Origin of the sequence: Propioniciclava tarda (assembly GCF_900182665.1) — a bacterium.
Lineage (GTDB): Bacteria > Actinomycetota > Actinomycetes > Propionibacteriales > Propionibacteriaceae > Propioniciclava > Propioniciclava tarda.
Map to the genome: position 1 here is coordinate 41,074 of NZ_FXTL01000009.1, position 19,323 is coordinate 60,396.

General features: G+C 69.9%; 20 protein-coding genes. 16 read left to right on the forward strand and 4 right to left on the reverse strand.

All coding sequences use genetic code 11. From position 1 onward, the window contains the following. Positions 1 to 79: 79 nt before the first annotated feature. Entirely contained in the window at positions 80 to 1,084 is a 1,005-nt protein-coding gene (gene argF / locus FN821_RS08295) for an ornithine carbamoyltransferase (RefSeq protein WP_131172139.1), read from the forward strand. A gap of 67 nt (positions 1,085 to 1,151) precedes the next feature. Here argF and FN821_RS08300 read toward each other — a convergent pair whose 3' ends face one another. After that, positions 1,152 to 1,754: an HAD-IA family hydrolase gene (locus FN821_RS08300; RefSeq protein WP_131172140.1), complete on the reverse strand. Its 603-nt coding sequence runs from the start codon at positions 1,752 to 1,754 to the stop codon at positions 1,152 to 1,154. A 245-nt stretch (positions 1,755 to 1,999) separates the two neighbouring features. On the opposite strand from FN821_RS08300, the gene alr reads away from it, so the two are divergent. Further along, a complete protein-coding gene (gene alr / locus FN821_RS08305; protein ID WP_241660163.1) occupies positions 2,000 to 3,139 on the forward strand; it encodes an alanine racemase in 1,140 nt (379 codons plus the stop codon). Positions 3,140 to 3,184: 45 nt separating this feature from the next. Here alr and FN821_RS08310 read toward each other — a convergent pair whose 3' ends face one another. The 3 genes from FN821_RS08310 to FN821_RS08320 form a co-directional block, all read right to left on the reverse strand. Further along, entirely contained in the window at positions 3,185 to 3,424 is a 240-nt protein-coding gene (locus FN821_RS08310; RefSeq protein WP_131172141.1) for a type II toxin-antitoxin system antitoxin, read from the reverse strand. Positions 3,425 to 3,426: 2 nt separating this feature from the next. After that, positions 3,427 to 4,404 (reverse strand): SPFH domain-containing protein, encoded by a 978-nt coding sequence (locus tag FN821_RS08315; protein ID WP_131172142.1) that lies wholly within the window; start codon positions 4,402 to 4,404, stop codon positions 3,427 to 3,429. A gap of 280 nt (positions 4,405 to 4,684) precedes the next feature. Further along, positions 4,685 to 5,389 (reverse strand): EcsC family protein, encoded by a 705-nt coding sequence (locus tag FN821_RS08320; RefSeq protein ID WP_131172143.1) that lies wholly within the window; start codon positions 5,387 to 5,389, stop codon positions 4,685 to 4,687. Positions 5,390 to 5,498: 109 nt separating this feature from the next. Here FN821_RS08320 and aat point away from each other — a divergent pair, with 109 nt between their 5' ends. The 14 genes from aat (at position 5,499) to FN821_RS08390 (ending at position 19,284) form a co-directional block, all read left to right on the forward strand. Beyond that, on the forward strand, positions 5,499 to 6,176 hold the full coding sequence (gene aat, locus FN821_RS08325) for a leucyl/phenylalanyl-tRNA--protein transferase (RefSeq protein WP_241660164.1): 678 nt from the start codon (positions 5,499 to 5,501) through the stop codon (positions 6,174 to 6,176). Beyond that, positions 6,169 to 7,104, forward strand: coding sequence for an Fpg/Nei family DNA glycosylase (locus FN821_RS08330; RefSeq protein WP_131172145.1), 936 nt, complete (start codon positions 6,169 to 6,171; stop codon positions 7,102 to 7,104). Before aat ends, FN821_RS08330 begins: the two co-directional genes overlap by 8 nt. Before the next feature lie 221 nt (positions 7,105 to 7,325). Continuing rightward, positions 7,326 to 8,954: a polyprenol phosphomannose-dependent alpha 1,6 mannosyltransferase MptB gene (gene mptB / locus FN821_RS08335; RefSeq protein WP_131172146.1), complete on the forward strand. Its 1,629-nt coding sequence runs from the start codon at positions 7,326 to 7,328 to the stop codon at positions 8,952 to 8,954. Positions 8,955 to 9,000: 46 nt separating this feature from the next. After that, positions 9,001 to 9,678 carry a hypothetical protein gene (locus FN821_RS08340; RefSeq protein WP_131172147.1) on the forward strand — a complete coding sequence of 226 codons (678 nt, stop codon included), beginning with the start codon at positions 9,001 to 9,003 and terminating at the stop codon, positions 9,676 to 9,678. Next, complete coding sequence (pheA, locus tag FN821_RS08345; RefSeq protein WP_131172148.1) at positions 9,573 to 10,481, forward strand: prephenate dehydratase; 909 nt, start codon at positions 9,573 to 9,575, stop codon at positions 10,479 to 10,481. Before FN821_RS08340 ends, pheA begins: the two co-directional genes overlap by 106 nt. 213 nt (positions 10,482 to 10,694) lie before the next feature. Next, positions 10,695 to 11,306 (forward strand): hypothetical protein, encoded by a 612-nt coding sequence (locus tag FN821_RS08350; RefSeq protein ID WP_131172149.1) that lies wholly within the window; start codon positions 10,695 to 10,697, stop codon positions 11,304 to 11,306. A 239-nt stretch (positions 11,307 to 11,545) separates the two neighbouring features. Then, positions 11,546 to 12,154, forward strand: a complete 609-nt coding sequence (locus FN821_RS08355; RefSeq protein WP_131172150.1) for a hypothetical protein — start codon at positions 11,546 to 11,548, stop codon at positions 12,152 to 12,154. A 263-nt stretch (positions 12,155 to 12,417) separates the two neighbouring features. After that, positions 12,418 to 13,692, forward strand: a complete 1,275-nt coding sequence (gene serS, locus FN821_RS08360; protein WP_131172151.1) for a serine--tRNA ligase — start codon at positions 12,418 to 12,420, stop codon at positions 13,690 to 13,692. A 137-nt stretch (positions 13,693 to 13,829) separates the two neighbouring features. Further along, complete coding sequence (locus FN821_RS08365) at positions 13,830 to 15,233, forward strand: amidase family protein (RefSeq protein ID WP_165489302.1); 1,404 nt, start codon at positions 13,830 to 13,832, stop codon at positions 15,231 to 15,233. Between the two features lie 95 nt (positions 15,234 to 15,328). Further along, positions 15,329 to 15,949, forward strand: coding sequence for a hypothetical protein (locus FN821_RS08370; RefSeq protein ID WP_131172153.1), 621 nt, complete (start codon positions 15,329 to 15,331; stop codon positions 15,947 to 15,949). A gap of 248 nt (positions 15,950 to 16,197) precedes the next feature. Next, positions 16,198 to 17,085 carry a phosphotransferase gene (locus FN821_RS08375; RefSeq protein ID WP_241660171.1) on the forward strand — a complete coding sequence of 296 codons (888 nt, stop codon included), beginning with the start codon at positions 16,198 to 16,200 and terminating at the stop codon, positions 17,083 to 17,085. Then, complete coding sequence (locus tag FN821_RS08380; RefSeq protein ID WP_206662053.1) at positions 17,082 to 18,008, forward strand: aminoglycoside phosphotransferase family protein; 927 nt, start codon at positions 17,082 to 17,084, stop codon at positions 18,006 to 18,008. Before FN821_RS08375 ends, FN821_RS08380 begins: the two co-directional genes overlap by 4 nt. Before the next feature lie 62 nt (positions 18,009 to 18,070). After that, entirely contained in the window at positions 18,071 to 18,445 is a 375-nt protein-coding gene (locus tag FN821_RS08385) for a DUF4190 domain-containing protein (protein WP_206662054.1), read from the forward strand. Positions 18,446 to 18,495: 50 nt separating this feature from the next. Then, positions 18,496 to 19,284 carry an HAD family hydrolase gene (locus FN821_RS08390; protein ID WP_131172155.1) on the forward strand — a complete coding sequence of 263 codons (789 nt, stop codon included), beginning with the start codon at positions 18,496 to 18,498 and terminating at the stop codon, positions 19,282 to 19,284. Positions 19,285 to 19,323: the final 39 nt, after the last annotated feature.

Below are 19,323 nucleotides of genomic sequence, written 5' to 3' on the forward strand. Positions count from 1 at the left end.
CAACCGGACACGAAGCATGGATATGTATGATGACCCATACTTATGTAACCGCTGTTGAGGCGGGTGGAAAGGATCAGACGTGACCATCGACCTGCACGGCCGCGACTTCCTCAAGGAAGTCGACTTCAGTCCCGCCGAGTGGACCTACCTGCTCGAGCTGTCGGCCCAGTTGAAGGCTGACCGCAAGGCCGGACGCGAGCGCCGCCGCATGGAGGGCATGAACGTCGCGCTGCTGTTCGAGAAGACGTCCACGCGCACGCGCTGCAGCTTCGAGGTCGCCGCCAACCACCAGGGCGCCGGCTCGACCTACCTGGACCCGTCCGGCTCGCAGATGGGCCACAAGGAGTCCACGGCCGACACCGGACGCGTCCTGAGCCGCTATTACGAAGGCATCGAGTTCCGGGGTTCCGCGCAGGCGACCGTCGAGGCGCTCGCGGCCGCGGCGTCCGTGCCGGTCTGGAACGGACTCACTAACGAATGGCACCCCACCCAGGCGCTGTGCGACGGCCTGACGATGCTGGAGGCGTCCGGCAAGCCCGGCGCCCAGCTTTCCTACGCCTACCTCGGCGACGCGCGCTACAACATGGGCAACTCGCTGCTGGTCCTGGGCGCGCTGATGGGCTCGGACGTCCGGATCGTCGCGCCCGAGTCGCTGCAGCCCGGCGCGGACGTGGTGGCGCAGGCCCAGGCGATCGCGTCCGAGACGGGCGCGCGCATCCTCCTCACCGATGACGTGAAGGCCGGCGTCAAGGGCGTCGACTTCGTGCACACCGACGTGTGGGTCTCGATGGGCGAGCCCAAGGAGGTCTGGACCGAGCGCATCGCGCTGCTCGGCGACTACCAGGTCAACGCGTCCGTGATGGCCGCGACCGGCAACCCGCACGCGAAGTTCATGCACTGCCTGCCGGCGTTCCACGACCTCGGCACGTTGGTCGCCAAGGACATGCTCGAGCTCACCGGACGCGCCGACGGCTACGAGGTGACGCATGAGGTGTTCGAGTCCGACGCGTCGATCGTGTTCGACCAGGCCGAGAACCGGATGCACACCATCAAGGCGGTCATGGTCGCGACCGCTGGTCGCTGAGTCCAAACAACGGGCGGGTTTGGTACTGGTACTCCAGTACTGAACCCGCCCCTTGTTTGGGTCGGCTTCAGGCCAGGACGCCGATCTCGCGCAGCCAGGCGCGCGTGTCGGAGTCGTCCACGTACAGGTGCGCCTGCCAGCCGACCTGGCGCGCCCCGAAGACGTTCGCCGGCCGGTCGTCGATGAAGGCCAGTTCGGACGCCGTCAGCTCGGTCACCTCTTCGACGCGGTTGTAGGCGGCCGGATCTGGCTTGGTGACCCCCATGGACGCCGAGACGAACCAATAGTCGGCGGCGTCCGCGTAGGGGGCGTCCGCGAGGGCCAGGTCGAGGGCGAACGGGGCGTTGCTCAGGATCGCTACGAGGCGTCCGGCTGCGCGCACGTCGCGCAGGAGTTGCAGGGCGGTCGGACGCATCCCGTCGACCCAGAGGCGGGCGTCCAGCTGGGCGAGGGCGCGGACGGACTCGGGCGTGTCCGGACGCCCCAGGTCGCGCAGCAGCGGACCCCAGTAGGCATCGTCCGTGCCGCCGCGGTCGTAGGCGACGCGGCCGTCCCAGTAGCGTGCCTCGTAGGCCGACGGCTCGACGCCCAGCAGGGCGGCGGGCTCGGTGTGAAGGCCGGCGGGGGACGAGAGCACCTGGCCGAGATCAAAGACGACGCAGCGGATCATGCCGTCAGTCTGGCAGGCGTCAGCGTGGGCCGTCGTCCGACCCGATTTTCGTCACTCTCAGCGGCAGCATCCGGGCCCGAGCTCGCCCATCGCTGCATTGGGAGGGACGGAATCGGTGTTCAGGACCCGGGCCAGCCAGTCAGCCCGACACCGACCGGGTGGAATGTCGCCGAAGGTCGGACGCGGCGCAGGGCAGCCCTTGGGCGACGTCTCGTCATCGCCGGTTTCGCGGTAAAACTGTCCCTGTGCTGTACGACACCACCGCCACGACCCACCTGGGGGCGATCCGGCGCAATCTGGAGCGCATCCGTGCGCGCGTGACGGCCGACCGGCCGGACCGCCGGGTCCTGCTCGCCGTCAAGGCGGACGCCTACGGGCACGGCGCCGCCGCGGTCGCGACCATGGCGCAGGCGACGGGGACCGCCGACTGGTTCGGCGTCGCCACCGTCCCCGAAGCCCTCGAGCTGCGGGACGCCGGCGTGACACTGCCGATCATGAAGCTCTCGCCAGCCGTGACGGCGGGCGAGCGGGAGGCTGCGGTCGCGTCCGACATCACGCTGACCGTCGTGGACGCCGACACCATCGACGCCGCCGAACTCGCCGCGCGGAAGGCCGGACGGACGGCGTCCGTGCACCTCAAGGTCGACACGGGCATGCGGCGCATCGGCTGCGAGCCGGACGTCGCCGCCGACCTGTGCCACCGGATCGACGCCGCCGGCAACCTGAGCCTGGGGGGCGTCTACTCGCACCTGCCCGTCAGCGACGTCGAGTCGGGGCGGTCGTTCACGGCCGGGCAGATCGCCGAGTATCGGCGCGTCGTCGAGGCCTGTGAGGACGCCCGCGGCCCGATTCCGCTGAAGCACCTCGCCAACAGCGGAGGCGTCCTGATGCATCCGGACTCGTGGTTCGACATGGTGCGCCCCGGCGTCCTCGCGTACGGGTACCTGCCCGACGCTGATAGCGAACCGACCGTCGACGTCGAGCCCGGCATCTCGTGGACGACGTACGTCACGTTCGTGAAGCGGGTCCGCGCGGGGGAGTCCGTGAGCTACGGACGCACCTGGTCCGCCCCTCGCGACACCTGGATCGCCACCGTGTCGGTCGGCTACGCCGACGGCTTCAGTCGGCTGTTCAGCAACAACGGACGCGTCCTGATCCGCGGTCGCTCGTACCCGATTGTGGGCCGGGTTTCGATGGACCAGACCATGGTCGATCTCGGCCCCGACCTGCCGGCCGTGGCCGTGGGCGATCGGGTCGTCCTGCTCGGAACCTCGGGGCACGAGTCCATCGGCTGCGCCGAGTTGGCCGCGCGCATGGGGACCATCACCTACGAGGTGACCTGCCTCATCGGCCCGCGCGTCACGCGCGAGTTCGACGACGACTGACGCGCTCGGCGCGGACGGTGGCCCAGTTCTGAGGCTTCCCACAACCTACGCGCTGTCGGACGCCGCGGGCTCGCTCGCGTCGGCGTCCGACTTCGGTGGACGCCCCCGGCGCGGCAGGGGACCCGCGTCGCCGGGGAGGCGTCCGGCCTTCTTCAGGGCATCGCGCACGAGCGACTCGACCTGAGCGTTGAGGCTGCGCAGGTCGTCGGACGCCCACCGCGCCAGGGCGTCGTGAACGGACGGATCCAGGCGCAGCAGGACGGCCTTTCGCTCGGGCTTGCCCATGCTTACGTGTACAGGCTGCCCGTGTTGACGACCGGGGTCGCGCGCGAGTCGCTGCACAGGACGACGAGCAGGTTCGAGACCATGGCGGCCTTGCGCTCGTCGTCGAGGGTGACGATGTCGTCCGCTTCGAGCTTGGTCAGCGCGTTCTGGACCATGCTGACCGCGCCCTCGACGATCTTCTCGCGGGCCGCGATGACGGCCGTCGCCTGCTGGCGCTGCAGCATCGCCTGGGCGATCTCGGCTGCGTAGGCGAGGGACGAGATGCGGGCCTCGATGACTTCGAGCCCGGCGATGGCGATGCGGGCGGCGACCTCTTCTGCCAGCTCGCGGGCGACCAGGTCGGTCGAGCCTCGCAGGGTTTCCTCGCCGGGGGCGGCGTTGTCGTAGGGGTGCGAGGTGGCGACGTGACGCAGCGCCGACTCGGACTGGACGGCGACGAAGTCCGCGTACTGCTCGACCGCGAACACGCTCTTGGCGGTGTCCGCGACCTGCCAGACGATGATCGCGGCGATGTTGACCGGGTTGCCGTCCGCGTCGTTGACCTTCAGCTCGTGGGTCTCGAAGTTGCGCACCTTCACCGAGACCTTGCGCTTCAGGGTGAAGGGCAGGGTCATCAGCAGGCCGGTCTTGCGGATGGTGCCGACATAGCGTCCGAAGAGCTGGACGACCTTGGTGTCGCCGGGGCTGACGATCACCAGCGAGCTGCCGATCAGGCCGGCCAGCAGGAACAGCAGCAGCGCGCCGCCGATGGTCGCCAGCACCTTGCTGGGCTCGCTGACGTCGCGCACTGCCGCGTTGACGATCAGGGCGGCGCCGCCGATGGCCGAGGCCAAGGCGACCAAGAAGGCGAGGTAGCCGTTCATGGTCCAGGCGCGAAACTCGCTGACCTCGACCCTGGTGCCGTCGTGGCCGACCGGACGTCCCGCGGCCTCTCCGCCGCTGGATTCCTGGTCGTCGATGCGTTCGATGGTGGTGGACATGGTGACCTCCGCTGTGGGGTGACTGCTATCTATATGATATCACTTTATCGCCGCGGGTGGTCAACGGGTCACAAGTAAGTCGGACGCCGTCGCGCTGCCTCGCCTGTGGTCAGTTGGCCGCGTGGTCTCAGTGCCAGGTTCCGGGGATCTGTTGGCTGAGCCTGTCGAAGCCCCTGGGGCATGTCGGCTTACGAGCTCGGGTAGCCACGGCAGTGCCCTCCTGGGCAACTCGGCCCGGGAGCGCCCAGGCGAACTCGGACCGGCGCCCGCGGCGTCCGGTCTAGTCAGACGGGGTCGACTCGGACGCCTTCGCCGGACCAGCCGTCAACCGCCGCCGGGTCGGGAACTGCTCGCGGCAGTAGGCGCCGACCGAGCTGGTGAACCAGCCGTCCAACGCGCCAGAAACGCCGCCGCCCAACACCGGAATACGCCGCGCCAACAGGACGACGGCCTGGCGGCCGCCGAGGCGTCCGGACAGATCGCCGAAGACTTCGGCGGCCACGAGCTGGTCCAGGGACGCGTCGAAGATCGGGGCGGTCGCGATCGCCAGCGGCGTGGTCGGGATCTCGTTGCGCTCGATCATGCCGGTCACGCCGACCTCGCCGAGCAGGCACAGCGCCATGGCCGTGCGGACGCGGGAGTCGTCCACGTCGTAGCCGCGCAGGTGCGCGATGGACGCCACGAGGCGGCTCTGGACCATGGCTAATCCGGCGATGTTGGCGGGCAGAAGGAGAGGAGCGGTCCAGAGTCCGCCGAGGTTGGTGATGACGCCTTGGGCCGTCGCCATGCGCACGTGGGTGCTGACCAGGGCGTCGATGGCGGGCTCGGCCGACCCGTGCTTGACCAGCGCGTGGGCCGCCGTCGCCTTCGCGCCCGGCACCTTGCCGATGCCGTTGATGGCGGCGTCCAGCAGTTGGCGGAGCACGTTGCCCCCGACTTCGGGGCCGCGCGTCGCCAGGATCTTGCTGGCTTCTTGGGCGTCCATGTCCCCAGGGTAGGCGGCGCGGGAAGGGCTGTGGAAGGACGGCGTCCGGCGGCGGCTCGTGCGGCGTCCGGGGCGAGTCTTGTCGGACGCGTCTGCGAGGATGCGGGCTGTGCGGTTGTCGGGGGTGTTGGGTCCGTGGTCGGAGTGGCCCGATCAGGATCTCGTCGCGCTCACGGCCGAGTTCGACGCCCCCCTGACGCTTGAGGCGTACTGTGCCGGCGCGTTCCCCATGCCCCTGCACGACGCCGGGCTGCCCGAGGGGGTGATGGGCTGGTGGTCGCCGATGCGCCGGGCGATTCTGCCGCTCGGGGACCTGCGGGTCACGCGGTCTTTGCGAAAGTCGGCGCGGCATTACCGGGTGAGCGTCGACCGGGCGTTCGACGAGGTCATCGCCCGGTGTGGCGACCCGAGGCGTCCGGACGGCTGGATCGACTCCGACATCGTCCGGGTCTTCACCGAACTGCACGCCGCCGGCGCGGTTCATTCGGTCGAAGTCTGGACGCCGTCCGGCCAGTTGGCCGGTGGTCTGTACGGGGTCAGCCTGGGCGGATTGTTCGCTGGGGAGTCGATGTTCCACGACCCGGTGATCGGTCGGGACGCCTCGAAGGTCGCGCTGCTGGCACTGGTGGCGTTTCTGTCGGACGGGCACGAGAGGCTCTTGGATGTGCAGTGGCTGACCCCGCATCTCGAGTCGTTGGGCGCCGTCGAGGTCGACCGGGTGGACTACCTGCGCCTGCTGAGCGAGGCTTTGGACGTGCCCACGCCTGATTGGGGGAGAGTTGCCTGAGTTGCCCGAGGTTGAGGGGCTGCGCCGATTCCTGGCGGGCGAGTTGGTCGGCGCGACGGTCGCGCGGGCGGAGTTGGCGGCCTTCAGTGCTCTCAAGGCGTTCGCGATGCCGCTGTCGTCGCTGCTCGGCCAGGAGGTCGAGCGGGTCGAACGGCGCGGCAAGTTCATCGGCATCGGCGTCGACGGCGCCTGGCTCGCGTTCCACCTTGCCAGGGCCGGTTGGTTGCGCTGGTACGACACGGTGCCGGTCGCGCCGGCGCGTCCGGGCAAGGGTCCTATCGCGCTGCGGATGGGGTTCGACCCTTCGACAGGCTCAGGGCAGGCTCCTGAAGGCTTGGACGAGGGGGCACCGTTGGCTGAGCCTGTCGAAGCCTCCCCTATCGGCTTCGACCTGACCGAGGCGGGCACCCAGAAGAAGCTCGCGATCTACGTCGTCCCGCGGCTCGAGGATGTGCCCGGAATCGCCACGCTGGGCGCTGATCCGCTGGCGTCCGACTTCACGGTCGACGACTTCGGGGAGGTCCTGGGCGAGCACGGCCGGACGCAACTGAAGGGCGTCCTGCGCGATCAGCGCATCTTCGCGGGCATCGGCAACGCGTACTCGGACGAGATCCTGCAGGCGGCGGGGCTGAGCCCGTTCAAACTGGCCGGCACGCTGGCGTCCGAGGACGTTGACCGGCTCTACAGCGCGATGCGCGACGAGTTGGCGGGGGCGATCGAGCGCGCGTCCGGGCTGCCGCCCAAGGAGTTGAAGGACGACAAGCGCAACAGCATGCGGGTCCACGGCAAGAAGGGGCAGCCGTGCCCGACGTGCGGCACGACGGTCGCCGAGGTGTCGTTCGCGGACTCGTTCCTCAACTACTGCCCCACCTGCCAGACGGGCGGCAAGATCCTGGCCGATCGGCGCATGTCGAAGCTGCTGAAGTAGGTCAGCGTCGCGTGCCGACTCCGGGGTTGCGCTGTTCGCCCTCGCGAACAGCCACCGCGAAGGCGCTGTGACGAGGACGCTTCCCAGCAATCGCGCGAAACGGCGTCCACAGCTCACCACACACTCGGTGGCGAGCGGAGCGGTGGCGGGCATGCGGCGCAGGGCGTACGAAGTAGCCTGATGCCCGCGAGGAGCGGAGGATCCCAGTGAGGGTGAAGGCGGTGGTCGAACGCGCTGCGCGCTGGCCGGACGCCGTCCCGCGGCTCTCCTCCCCGCGGGTGGGGCTGTCGCTCGTGGTGGCGTCCGCCCTTGTCACGATCGTGGTCGCGGCGCTGGGGCCGTCGGTGGTGACGCTGAACCTGGGTCCGGAAGGCTGGCTGCCGCCGTGGCGGCTTCCGGTCGGGACGCCGCACGAGTGGCCGGTCACGGTGGCTTTGTGGTGGGGGATCATCCTCGGCGGGCTGGGCCTGTGGGTGCTTCTGCGGGCGTTGGACGCCGGCTGGCGTCCGGGCTGGAAGCGGCTGTTCGGGCTCGGCGCGGCGCTGAACGTGCTCACGGTGTTAGTGGCGCCCCTGACGTCCGCGGACGTGCTGATGTACGCGGCGTACGGACGGCTGGTCCGGCTGGGGGTGGACCCGTACGCGGTGACGCCGGCGGCGGTGCTGTCGCGCACGTTCGACCCGCTGTTGGCCTGGACGGAGGGCCCGTGGCAGGACACGCCCTCGGTCTACGGGCCGCTCGCGACGGCGTCCCAGTGGTTGGCGAACGTGCTCGGCGGGGAGTCGATGCACGACGTCGTCTGGTGGCTCCAGGTCTTCGGGATGGTGCCGCTGCTCGTCATCGGCGCGGTGCTGGTGGCGATGGCCGGCGGCGACGAGGTCCGGCAGGCGCGGGCGGTGCTGTTCACGGTCCTGAACCCCCTGGTGATCTGGGCCGTCGTCGCGGGGGCGCACAACGAGGCGCTGTGTGTGGTGTTCGCGGTGTGCGCGCTGGCGTCCGTGCGGCGGAGCGCGTTCGTCACGGGCGTGTTCATCGGGCTGGCGGGGACCGTGAAGGTGACGCTGGTCTTCTACGGTCTCGCGCTGGCGTGGGGCTACCGGCGGGATTGGCGGCGGCTGTTGGCGCTGGGGCTAGGGGCGTTGCTGCCGTTGGCCGTGGCCTACGGGCTCGTGCCGCAGGCGCTGTTCGCGGCGTCCCGGAATACGGGGTACATCTCGCAGGGGTCCTGGGGGCTGCCGGTGGTGTTCGTGCTGCAGGGGCTCACGGGCGAGGAGTTGGCCCGATCGATCGTCACGAAGGTCGGCTGGGTGCTGCTGGTCGTCATTGCCTGGATGCTGTCACGGGTCCTGCCGTGGGACGGGGTCTCGGAGGACTTTTCGGTACAGCGTGGTTCTCGATCCGAAATTCGGGCCGAAAACCCCGAAAAGCCCAATCGAGAACCACGCCATACCCAGGTCGACACCTTGACACCGGTGGTGGCTGAGACCGACCAGCAGGCCGTGGCGGTGCGCACGGCGGCCGTGCTGAGCGCGGCGTGGGTGATCACGTCCCCTTGGACGCTGCCCTGGTACGACCTGATCGCCTGGGCGCCGCTGGCGCTGCTGGCCGCCAACCGGGTCGACCGGATGCTCATCTGGCGCGGGGTGTCGTTGTCCGTCGCTCATGTCACGGCCCGCGCGGTCGTGCTCGGACCCGAGCTGACCTGGATGTCGTGGCTGCTGCGGGAAATGCTCTGCTCGGTCGTCCAGTGGGGCGTCCTGGTGTGGATCGCGGTGTGGTGGTGGCGCGCCGGACACGAGTTGCCGACTGGGGCTTTCGTTCGGCGAGGCTGGGCACGCCTCAGGGGCTGAGGCGGCCAGCCGAGGGGGTGGCCCGCCTGGTTGGCTGGCTGTCACCATGGCGATGCTCGAACTGCGCATCAGCCTGCCGACTGCGGCGTCCGACGAGGTCATGACGATCCTGCAGGCGTCGGACGCCGTCGGCACGCTGTCCAGGTTTCCCGGCGCTTCGGTGCGTCCGGAAGGCGATGTCATCGTCGCTCATGTCGCCCGCGAGGGCGCCGACGCCTTGGTCTCGACCCTGGTCGCCCGGGAGTTGCACCATGAAGGAGGCATCGCCCTCCAGCCGATTCAGGCGGGGGCCTCGCGGTTGGACTGCCGCGCCGAACACGATGCCCCGGGAAGCGGCAGCGATGCCATGGTCTGGCTGGACGTCACGCAACGCGCCTACGACGACTCGGAGTTGAACTGGACGTTCCTCGCCTTCATGGTCCTGGCGACCTTGATCGCCGGGGTTGGGATCATCCTCGACTCAACCGTCCTGATCGCGGGGCCATGGTCCTCGGCCCGGAGTTCGGCGCCATCGCTGCGCGGACTGCTTCGACGCCGTACAACTGTTGCTCGTAGCGCCCACCCGCGCCCCGTGGACGCGACGGTCGGCGTCCGAACGGCCCTCACTACACTGCGGACGTGCTCGGCTACTTCGGACCCCCTGGGACCTTCACCCAACAGGCCCTCCTGCGCATCAACGACGGCGAAGAGACGATGCCGTTCGACACGGTGCCGCTGGCCCTGAACGCGGTGCGACAAGGGGTGGTGCGCGCGGCGCTGGTGCCGATCGAGAACTCGGTCGAGGGTGGGGTGTCGGCGACGCTGGACAACCTGGCCGGGGACGATCCGCTGATGATCGTGCGCGAGGTGGTGATCCCGGTGGCGTTCGTCCTGTGCGCGCGTCCGGGGACGAAGTTGGCGGACGTCCGCAAGATCCTGACCCATCCGCATGCCCACGCGCAGACGCGCGACTGGCTGGCCAAGCACGTCAAGGGCGCGCACGTCACCGAGGGTGGGTCGACCGCGGCGGCGGCCGAGGAGGTCGCGAACCCGGAGTCGCGGTACCAGGCGGCGGTGTGTGCGCGGGTGGCGTCCGATTTGTACGGGCTCGAGGTGCTCGCCGACAACATCGCCGACAACAAGCACGCGCTGACGCGGTTCGTGCTGGTGGCGCGTCCGGGACGGCCGCCGGCGGCGTCCGGCTCGGACAAGACGACCCTGGTGGCATTCATGCACGCGGATCATCCGGGTGCCTTGTTGGAGATCTTGGAGCAGTTCGCTGGACGCGGGGTCAACCTGTGCCGCATCGAGTCGCGTCCGACCAAGAAGTCGCTCGGGGACTACTGCTTCTCCATCGACGCCGAGGGCCACGTCCTCGAGCCCCGCATGGCCGAGGCGCTGAAGGGCCTGCATCGGGTCTGCAAGAAGGTGTCGTTCCTGGGCTCGTACCCCCGCGCGGACGCCGTCATGCCGCGCATCGCCCGCGGTTTCACCGAAGAAGATTTCGAGGACGCCGACCGCTGGCTGGATTCGATTCTGGGGCAGTAGTCCGGACGCCGGGGCGCCGGCCGATGTGGGTGCCGGTGTGGACTATGGATCGATCGTCTCGAGAACTCGGACGCCGTGAACTGACTCTGGGTTTGTGGTCTCGGATCCGCACGGCAGAGCGAAGTTCGGGGCTGTGGATAAGTCGGCTTGCGCGTTTCATTCCGTGAAGCGCGTGCAAGACTGATCGCCCCGATCCGTACCCCAGGAGTCGAGATGCACAGCAACCCTGGTGCCGTCGCAGGAGCAGCGCTCTTACTGATGCTGCTCGCCGCCTGTCAGCCGGTGCCGACGGGGTCGCCCTCGGTGACGGTGAGTCCCGTGGCGACGGGGCCAGCGCCGGTGTGCACGGCGACGCCCGGTGCCACGCCCACCCCCTGCACCGCGGAGCAACAAGCCGCCCAGCAGGCTGAGCAGCAGAAACAGGACGCCCTCTACCGCGAGGCTGAGCGCGTGTACCGAGCCTTCCTCGCGGAGGACGAGAAGATCTCGCGTGCGGGGTCACTTATGACGCCGGAGATGAAGGACCTACTTGGCGGACCTATGGTGGCGAGTTTCGCGTCTGTCTACGAACGTCACAAAGCGCAGAACATCCGCGTAGTTGGCGGCGAGTACGTGTTGAATTACATCCGACCCGCTCCCGGCAAGACCTATCCGGAGACTGTCGTGGCTATGGAGTCATGCGTTGACGGAACGACGGTGGAGACCTACTCAGGATCAAAGAAGATCGGCAACGGTCGTGCTGTCCACGTCTTCACGTTCTACAGCAACGCGGATGGTCCCCTGAAGCTCTGGCATCAGGAGGGAACCGTGGGGGATACATGCTGACTTACAAGACGAAAGGACTCGCGGCGGCTGTCGCAACTGTCCTCTTCTTCCTCCTCGCGCCGGCCAATGCTGCATCGGCTTCTCCCAGCGCCACATGCACGGAAGGTGTCTGCATCGTTCTGGATGGGGTGCCCGAAACTGTGGGGGCGAAAGGCGGTGGAGGGAGCGGAAGTTCAGGTTCGTCGGGTTCCTCCGGGCCAAAGCCGCACCCGCTCTACGGGTGGTACGGCTGGGACTGGGTGTACGTCGACGAGCATATCGGGACGATCATCCCGGAGTGTGTGGTGGGTCCGCTGTACACCTGCCCGACGGCCCGGGACATCGCGGCGGTCCAGGCGGCGTCGCCGCAGCCCTTGCGGCCGTCGTTCTCGGACGTGTCGGCGATCGCCCGCCAACTGGTCCTCACCATGAGCGTCGATCGGCCGGTGATCCGGGTCGGCCCGGACCCGTCGGCCAACGAGTGGAACATGGCCGTGGTCGGACACCCACTCTGGCTGTGGACCACCGAGCCCGGGACGAAGTCGGCGACCATGACGAGCAGCGGCTATCGCTTCACCCTGGCGGCGACTCGCACGTCGGTCACGTTCGATCCGGGCGATGGAACCGGCGCCATCACGTGTCGAAGCATGAGCGCCTACCCCGGGTCCTCGGCCGTCGGTCGCACCTCGCCGACCTGCGGACACACCTATCAACACGCGTCCCCGGCCGGCGGGTCGTTCACCATCACGGCCACCGGAACCTGGGAGGTCGACTGGTCGGCCATGGGCTACAGCGGCACCATCCCGCTCACCCTCAGCCAGACCAGGGCGCTCAAGGTCGGCGAACTGCAGGCGGTCCGGGTCGGCTAGCGGCACCGGCCGGGACGCCAGGGCGCAGGCCGTCGGCGACAAGGTCGGCCAGCAGTCGCCCGGACGACTGCGCGTTAGAGCGTCGGCGATCCGAGGCGCCTGGCCAGATTGCCGTGATGCCTCCGCGCACAATGGGGGGACTGGATCGACGGACCAACGCCGTTGACGGCGCAAGATCGTTGGACCTACCCGTTCACACCCGACAGATCTGCCCGCCATGGCCGGAGAAAGGTCCGCGCGGAGCGTCCGGATAGGATCGCCTCGTGATCGATCCGAAGCTTCTGCGCACCGACCCTGACCGCATCCGGCGCTCGCTGGAGGCCCGCGGTGAGGCGTCCGGCCTTGTCGACGACCTGATCGCCGCCGACGAGCGGCGCCGCGAGCTGATCGCGTCCAGCGAGACCATGCGCGCCGAGCAGAAGGACCTGTCCCGCCAGGTGCCCAAGGCGTCCGCCGAGGAGCGCCCCGCCCTCCTCGAACGCACCAAGGACCTCGCCCAGCGGGTCAAGGACGCCACCGCCGAGGCCGACGCCGCCAAGGCCCGCTTCGACGAGCTGATGCTGCGCCTGCCCAACCTGGTGATCGACGGCGTCCCGACCGGCGGCGAAGACGACCTCTACGTCATCGAGACCCACGGCGCCCCGCGCGATTTCGCCGCCGAGGGATTCACCCCGCGCGACCACATCGAGCTCGGCGAGGCGCTCGGCGCCATCGACATGGACCGGGGCGCCAAAGTCTCCGGCAGCCGCTTCTATTTCCTCACCGGCGTCGGCGCGCAGCTCGAATTCGCCCTGCTCAACCTCGCCATGCAGAAGGCCGCCGAGTGGGGCTTCACGCCGATGATCCCGCCGGCGCTGGTCAAGCCCTCCGCGATGGAGGGAACCGGCTTCCTCGGACAGGCCGCCGAGGACGTCTACTACCTCGAACGCGACGACCTCTACCTCGTCGGCACGTCCGAAGTGGCTCTGGCCGCGTACCACTCAGACGAGATCCTGGACGCCGCCACGCTCCCGCGCGCCTACGTCGCCTTCAGCCCGTGCTTCCGCCGCGAGGCCGGCTCGTACGGCAAGGACACCAAGGGCATCTTCCGCGTCCACTGGTTCGACAAGGTGGAGATGTTCGTCTACTGCCGTCCCGAGGACGCCGAGGAGTGGCATCAGAAACTCCTCGGCTTCGAGAAGGAATTCATCAGCCTGCTCGAGATTCCGTTCCAGGTGCTCGACGTCGCGTCCGGCGACCTCGGCCTGTCGGCCGCCCGCAAGTTCGACTGCTACGGCTACGTCCCCAGCCAGGATCGGTACCGCGAGATCACGTCCACCTCGAACTGCACCGAGTTCCAGGCCCGCCGACTCAACATCCGCATGCGGGACGCCTCGGGCGTCAGCTCGCTCGCGACCCTCAACGGCACGCTGTGCTCGATGGCGCGGCCCATCATCATGATCCTCGAGAACCACCAGCAGGCGGACGCCTCCGTCCGCGTCCCGGTGGCACTGCGCCCGTTCCTCGGCGGACGCGAGGTCCTGACGCCGATCGCTTAGACGTGTGACTTTGTCGGCGTAGTCGCCAACAAAGTCACACGTCGAGCGGGCGGTGCATGCCTGGTCATCTCAGTTTCCACCCGTCCCAACGCGGGCAGGAGCACGATGGGGGTGCTCATCCGATCAACGAGGCAGCCATGGTCAGCGACCAACCCGGACCCATCCCGAACGCCACCGTCATCGCGGACGCCGTCCGCTCCGGACGCCTCACCGCGCGAGCAGCCGTTGAGCACTCCCTCGCCCGGATCGCCCGCCACGACCCGGCCCTGAACGCGTTCACCGTTGTCCGCGCCGACCAAGCCCGAGCAGAAGCCGACGCCCAGGATGCGGGCGGCCGCGGCCACCACGGACCCCTCGCCGGCGTCCCGGTCGCCGTCAAAGAGGAGTACGACGTCGCCGGCCTCGTCACCACCCTCGGCGGACGCGGCAACTCGACGCCCGCGGCGTCCGACTCGGACGTCATCAAACGACTCAGGGACGCCGGCGCCATCATCGTCGGCAAGACGGCGATGCCTGAGTTCGGGCAGTTCCCGCACACCGAGGGCCTCGACCGGGGTCGCACGCACAACCCCTGGGCTCTCGACCGATCGCCCGGCGGCTCGTCGGGAGGGTCGGCGGTTGCCGTGGCGTCCGGGATGGTGCCGATCGCCCTCGGCGCGGACGGTGGCGGCTCGATCCGGATCCCGGCGTCCGCGTGCGGGCTCGTCGGCCTCAAGCCCCAGCGCGGACGCATCACCCCGTCGCCGCTGATCGAGCACTGGTTCGGCCTCGTCGTCCTCGGCGCGCTGACGCGATCGGTCGCCGACCAGGCACTCGTCCTGGACGCCATCGCGGGCTCCCTGCCCGCCGACCGCTACCGCGCCGCACCCCTGAAAGAGCCGCTGACAAGCGCCATCACCGGACGCCCCCGGCTCCGCGTCGGCTGGACCACCAAACCGGTCATGCCCGGAGCCAAGGTCGATCCCGAGGTCTCGGACGCCATGGCGGCCTTCGGCTCTCGGCTCGCCGGACTCGGGCATGCGGCGTCCCCCATCGAACCCCGCTGGCCCGTGCCGACCCCGGCCTTCCTGCCGCAGTTCTTCGCCGGCATGCGGGTCGAGGCGGGCCAGGTGGAGCATCCCGAACGCCTGGAACCGCGCACTCGCGCGACGGTGGCCATGTCCGGCTGGGCGACGCCCAGGGTCGTCGAGGCCGCCTTGGCGGCAGGTCGCCGGGTGACCGCGGCCCTGGACGCCCTGCTCGCCGACTGGGACGTGATCGCCGTCCCGACGATGACGGTCCCGCCCCCGAAGCTGGGCCTCCTGGACGGCCTGGGCGCCGTGCGATCGCTGCTGAAGTCCACGCCGATCGTGGGCAACACGGCGATCTTCAACGTCTCGGGCCACCCCGCGCTGTCGATCCCGATGGGCCTCACGAGCGACGGCCTGCCGCTCGGCGTCCAACTGCTCGGACCCTACGGCGGCGAAGGACGCCTCCTCGCCCTCGCCGCCGAGTTGGAAGAGGCGCAGCCCTGGGACGCCGTCGCTCCGGCCTACCGGTAGGGGCTGTCACCCGCGCGAGTTCTTCACGCCCGCCGCGCCCGGGGCGGAGGATGAGTACGGTCAGCAACAGCTCGCCCGCCAACCCCAGGAATCCGATGGAAGCCCCACCCCCCAGCACCCCTTGGCGCGTCGAACGCCAGTTTGAGCCGGTCGAGCGCGTCTGGGTTCTGGACGCCGACGCGCTGCTCGTCGGCACCTATGACTTGGCCACGGGGGCGGTCCGCTGCTGCCGGGTCGGGGCGCACGCGGGCCTGGACGCCTTTCTCGCGGGGTGGTTCGCAGCCACGTTCCCGGGCGGTGGAGACCATCGTTCCGTAGGCTCGGGTCTGCCCGCCGACCAGCAGATCCCGTCGACGCCACCCGACGAAGGGCCAGTGCTCCTGGCGCAGTTCCCGCCGCCCGAGGGGGAGCCCCTGCTTGAGCCCCACGCTGGTCCCGAGTGGCTCAACCCGTGGCGCGGACCGGTCGAGAAACAGATCGCCGTACTGCCCGCGGGGACCGTCCCAGCCGCGGCTCCTTACGCCGTCCCGACGAGGGCGTGGTCCGAGATCACCGTGGATCCGCTTGCCGGGCCCTGGGAGACCGTCGACCCGAGCCAGGTGCCCGCCCAGGGCCGCCGCAAACGCGGGGCTCCCCAACCGGACGACACTGCCGCGGTCTTCATCAGCCGCATGTTCAAGTCAGGCACGGCGGCGCTTCCACGCAAAGAGCGCTGAAGGTACCGAAGAGCGCATCCGCGAGGCACCTCAGCGATCCCCTCGATCGGGGTGGCTTACCGAGCCGTCGAGTTCATCGATTGCCGTCTGCGCCAGCGCTGAACGTCGGAAGGCCGCCGCCGCGGCGGGCCGCCTTATGGCTGGCAACCCGGAAACCGTCACTCTCATGGTCGTTGGGCACCGGATAGGCGCGTCGAGGTGGCGTGAGAGTGCTCAAAACCGGGTTGAGAGGGAGGATGGCGTCCGTGATGCATCCTCGGCAGGTGGAGGTGAGCGTGGACGCCGTCGCTCGGGCGATCGAGGACCAGGTGCCCGAGTTGGCCGGGCTGCGGATCGAGCGCGTCCCTTCGGCGGGCACGGAGGTGGCGCCGTTTCGCGTCGGGGAGGCGTTCGTCGCCCGCGTCCCCCTGGTGCCGAGTGCGGACGCCGACGCGCGAGTCCGGCTGCGGGCCGCGGCCGAGCATGCGCTGTTCCTGACGCGCAGGATCCCGGTCGAGGTGCCGCGCCCGATCGCCGTCGGCGAGCCCTGGGACGACTATCCGGGCTTGTGGTCGCTGTGGACTTGGGTCGACGGCGACTCGCTGGACGCGGCGCCCCAGCTAGACCAGCAGTCCTTGGCTGGCGACCTCGCCGCCCTCGCCAACGCGTTTCACGCCCTGCCGATCGGCGCCGACTGGACGCATAACGGACGCGGCGGCCGTCCACTGGCCGACACCGACTGGGTGCGCACCTCGATCGCCCGCACGGCTCACCTGATCGACGCCGTCGCCGCGACCGCCGTCTGGGAGCGCGCCCTCGCGGCCGAGCCCCACGCGGGGCCAGCCCTCCACCTCAGCAGCGACGCCGTGCCGGGCAACCTGATCGTCCGCGACGGACGCCTCGCCGGGCTGATCGACATCGGCGCGCCGATGTTCGGCGACCCCGCGTCCGATCTCGCGCCCGCCTGGTCCGTCCTGGACGAGCCGGCCCGCTCGGCCTTCCGCCACCTGACAAAGCTGGACGCCGCCGCCTGGGAGCGCGGCAGGGGCTGGGCGTTCGAGATGGCGATCGGCGGACTGCACTACTACGAGCACACCAACCAGACCTTCTTCGAGATGGCCCGCCGCACCCTGGCCCGCCTGCTGGAGACCGCGTGATCGCGATCCCGCCCGGGCTCGCCGAGCGGGCCGAGCTCGGCCCCGATTGGGCGGCCTGGCTCGACGGACTGCCGCGGCTGGCGTCCGAGGTCTGCGCCGACTGGGACCTGACCCCCGATGGCCCCCCGCAGCACGGCTTCTGCGCGCTGGTCCTGCCGGTGACGGGCGCCGACGGCGTCCGACTGATGTTGAAACTGTCCATGGGCGAACGCGACAACGCCGGCGAGGTCGAGGCGCTGAAGGCCTGGCGCGGGCTCGGCGCGGTGCGGCTGGAGGCTGCGGATCCGCACCGCGGGGCGCTGCTGCTCGAGCGACTGGAGCCGGCCGACCTGAACGCGCTCGATCCGCTGGACGCCTGTGAAATCGTCGGACGCCTCATGTCGCGTCTGCACGTGCTGCCCACGCCGCGCCTGCCTCGGCTGACGGGGTTCGTGCTCGAGTGGCTGGCCGACCTGGCGGCCCTCGGGCGAGACGTTCCGGCCCCGCCGCGGTTCGTCCAGCAGGCGCTCAGCGCGGGCCGCGCGCTGGCGTCCGATCGGGCGATGACCAGCGCGATCGTCCACGGGGACCTGCACTACGACAACGTCCTGGCCGGACGCCGCGAGCCCTGGCTGGCGATCGATCCGAAGGGATTCGCGGGCGATCCGGCCTACGAGCTGGCGCCGATGCTGTGGAACCGCTGGGACGACCTGGTGGCGTCCGGCGACCTCGGCAACGCGCTGCGCGAGCGCTTCTACACGCTCGTGGACGCGTCCGGGCTCGACGAGCGGCGGTGCCGCGATTGGGTGGTGGTCCGGTCGATGATCGGGGTGAGCTGGGAGGTCCGGGACGCCCGCGCCGCGGGGCGTCCGCTCAGCGCCGAACAGCGCGACTGGATCACCCGCTGCGTGACCACGGCGAAGGCGATGCAGGCCGTCGAGTAGCCCGTGGCGCTCAGGCGCTGACTCGATGTTGTCGCCGACGGTGCGCCGCGTACCGTTGAGGCATGCACACCCCCGGCGACGACGCCTTCCCCACCCCGGGTCCTTCGGCGTACGGCCGGACGCCTGCGCCGCAGCCGTACCCCGTGCAGCAGTGGAACGCGTACCCGCAGGCCACCCAGGTCCCGATGGGCTGGGTGGGCCCGCCGCCGATCGTCGCCCCGACGAACGTGCTGGCGATCATCTCGCTGGTGTCGGCGCTGATCGCCATTCCGCTCCTTCCGGTGATCCTGGGGCACCTGTCGCTCGGTCAGATCAACCGGACCGGCGAGGGCGGCCGCGGCATGGCCATCGCGGGCCTCGTGCTCGGCTACCTGTCCATCGCGGGGTGGTTCCTCCTGTTCCTGCTGGTGCTGGCGGTCGGGCTGTCCGGTATCTGAGCGTCCCGCGCGGCGTGGGTCGGTCGAGTTCGGCCGCGTACTGTGGCACGGTGACAGTCGTGTGGAAGCCGAAACTCGTCGCCCTCGATCTCGACGGCACCCTCGTCCGGCACGACGACACCGTCCCGGACGAGATCGCCGCGGCGGTACGGGACGCGGCGGCGTCCGGTGTGCACGTCGTCATCGCGACCGGACGCGGCTGGCACGGGACCGTCCATCACGTGGACGCCCTGGGGCTGCCGCCCGGGCCGCACGTGTCGAGCAACGGGGCGGTGCTCGTCACCTACCCGCCGCTGCACGTCGACGAGGTGGTGACGTTCGATCCGCGCGAGGCGATTGCGCGCGTCCTGGAGGAGCACCCGTCCGCGCTGCTCGGCGTCGAGGAGGTCGGGCGCGGCTACCTCGTCTCGAAGCCCTTCCCGCCGGGCGAGCTGGGCGGTCAGGTGGAGGTCGTGACGCTGGAGCGCATGGCCGCCCACCCGGCGACGCGCCTCATCGTGCGCGATCCGGAGGGCTCGGACGACGACTTCATCAACCTCGCCCACCGGCTCGGACTCAACGGCGTCGGCTACTCGATCGGCTACACCGCCTGGCTCGACATCGCGCCCGAGGGGGTCAACAAGGCGACCGGGCTGGCGTCCGTGGTGGGACGCCTCGGCGTCCGTCCCTCCGACGTCCTCGCCATCGGCGACGGGCGCAACGACATCGAGATGCTGTCCTGGGCCGGACGCGGTGTCACCTTCGCCGACTCCCCGCCCGAGGTGATCGCGGCTGCGGACGCCGTCGTGCGGCCGTTCGCCGAGGGCGGCACCGTCGACGAGCTGCGTCGCTGGTTCTGACATTCGAGACGCCGTCGGCGTCGGTTTGTTGGTGATGCG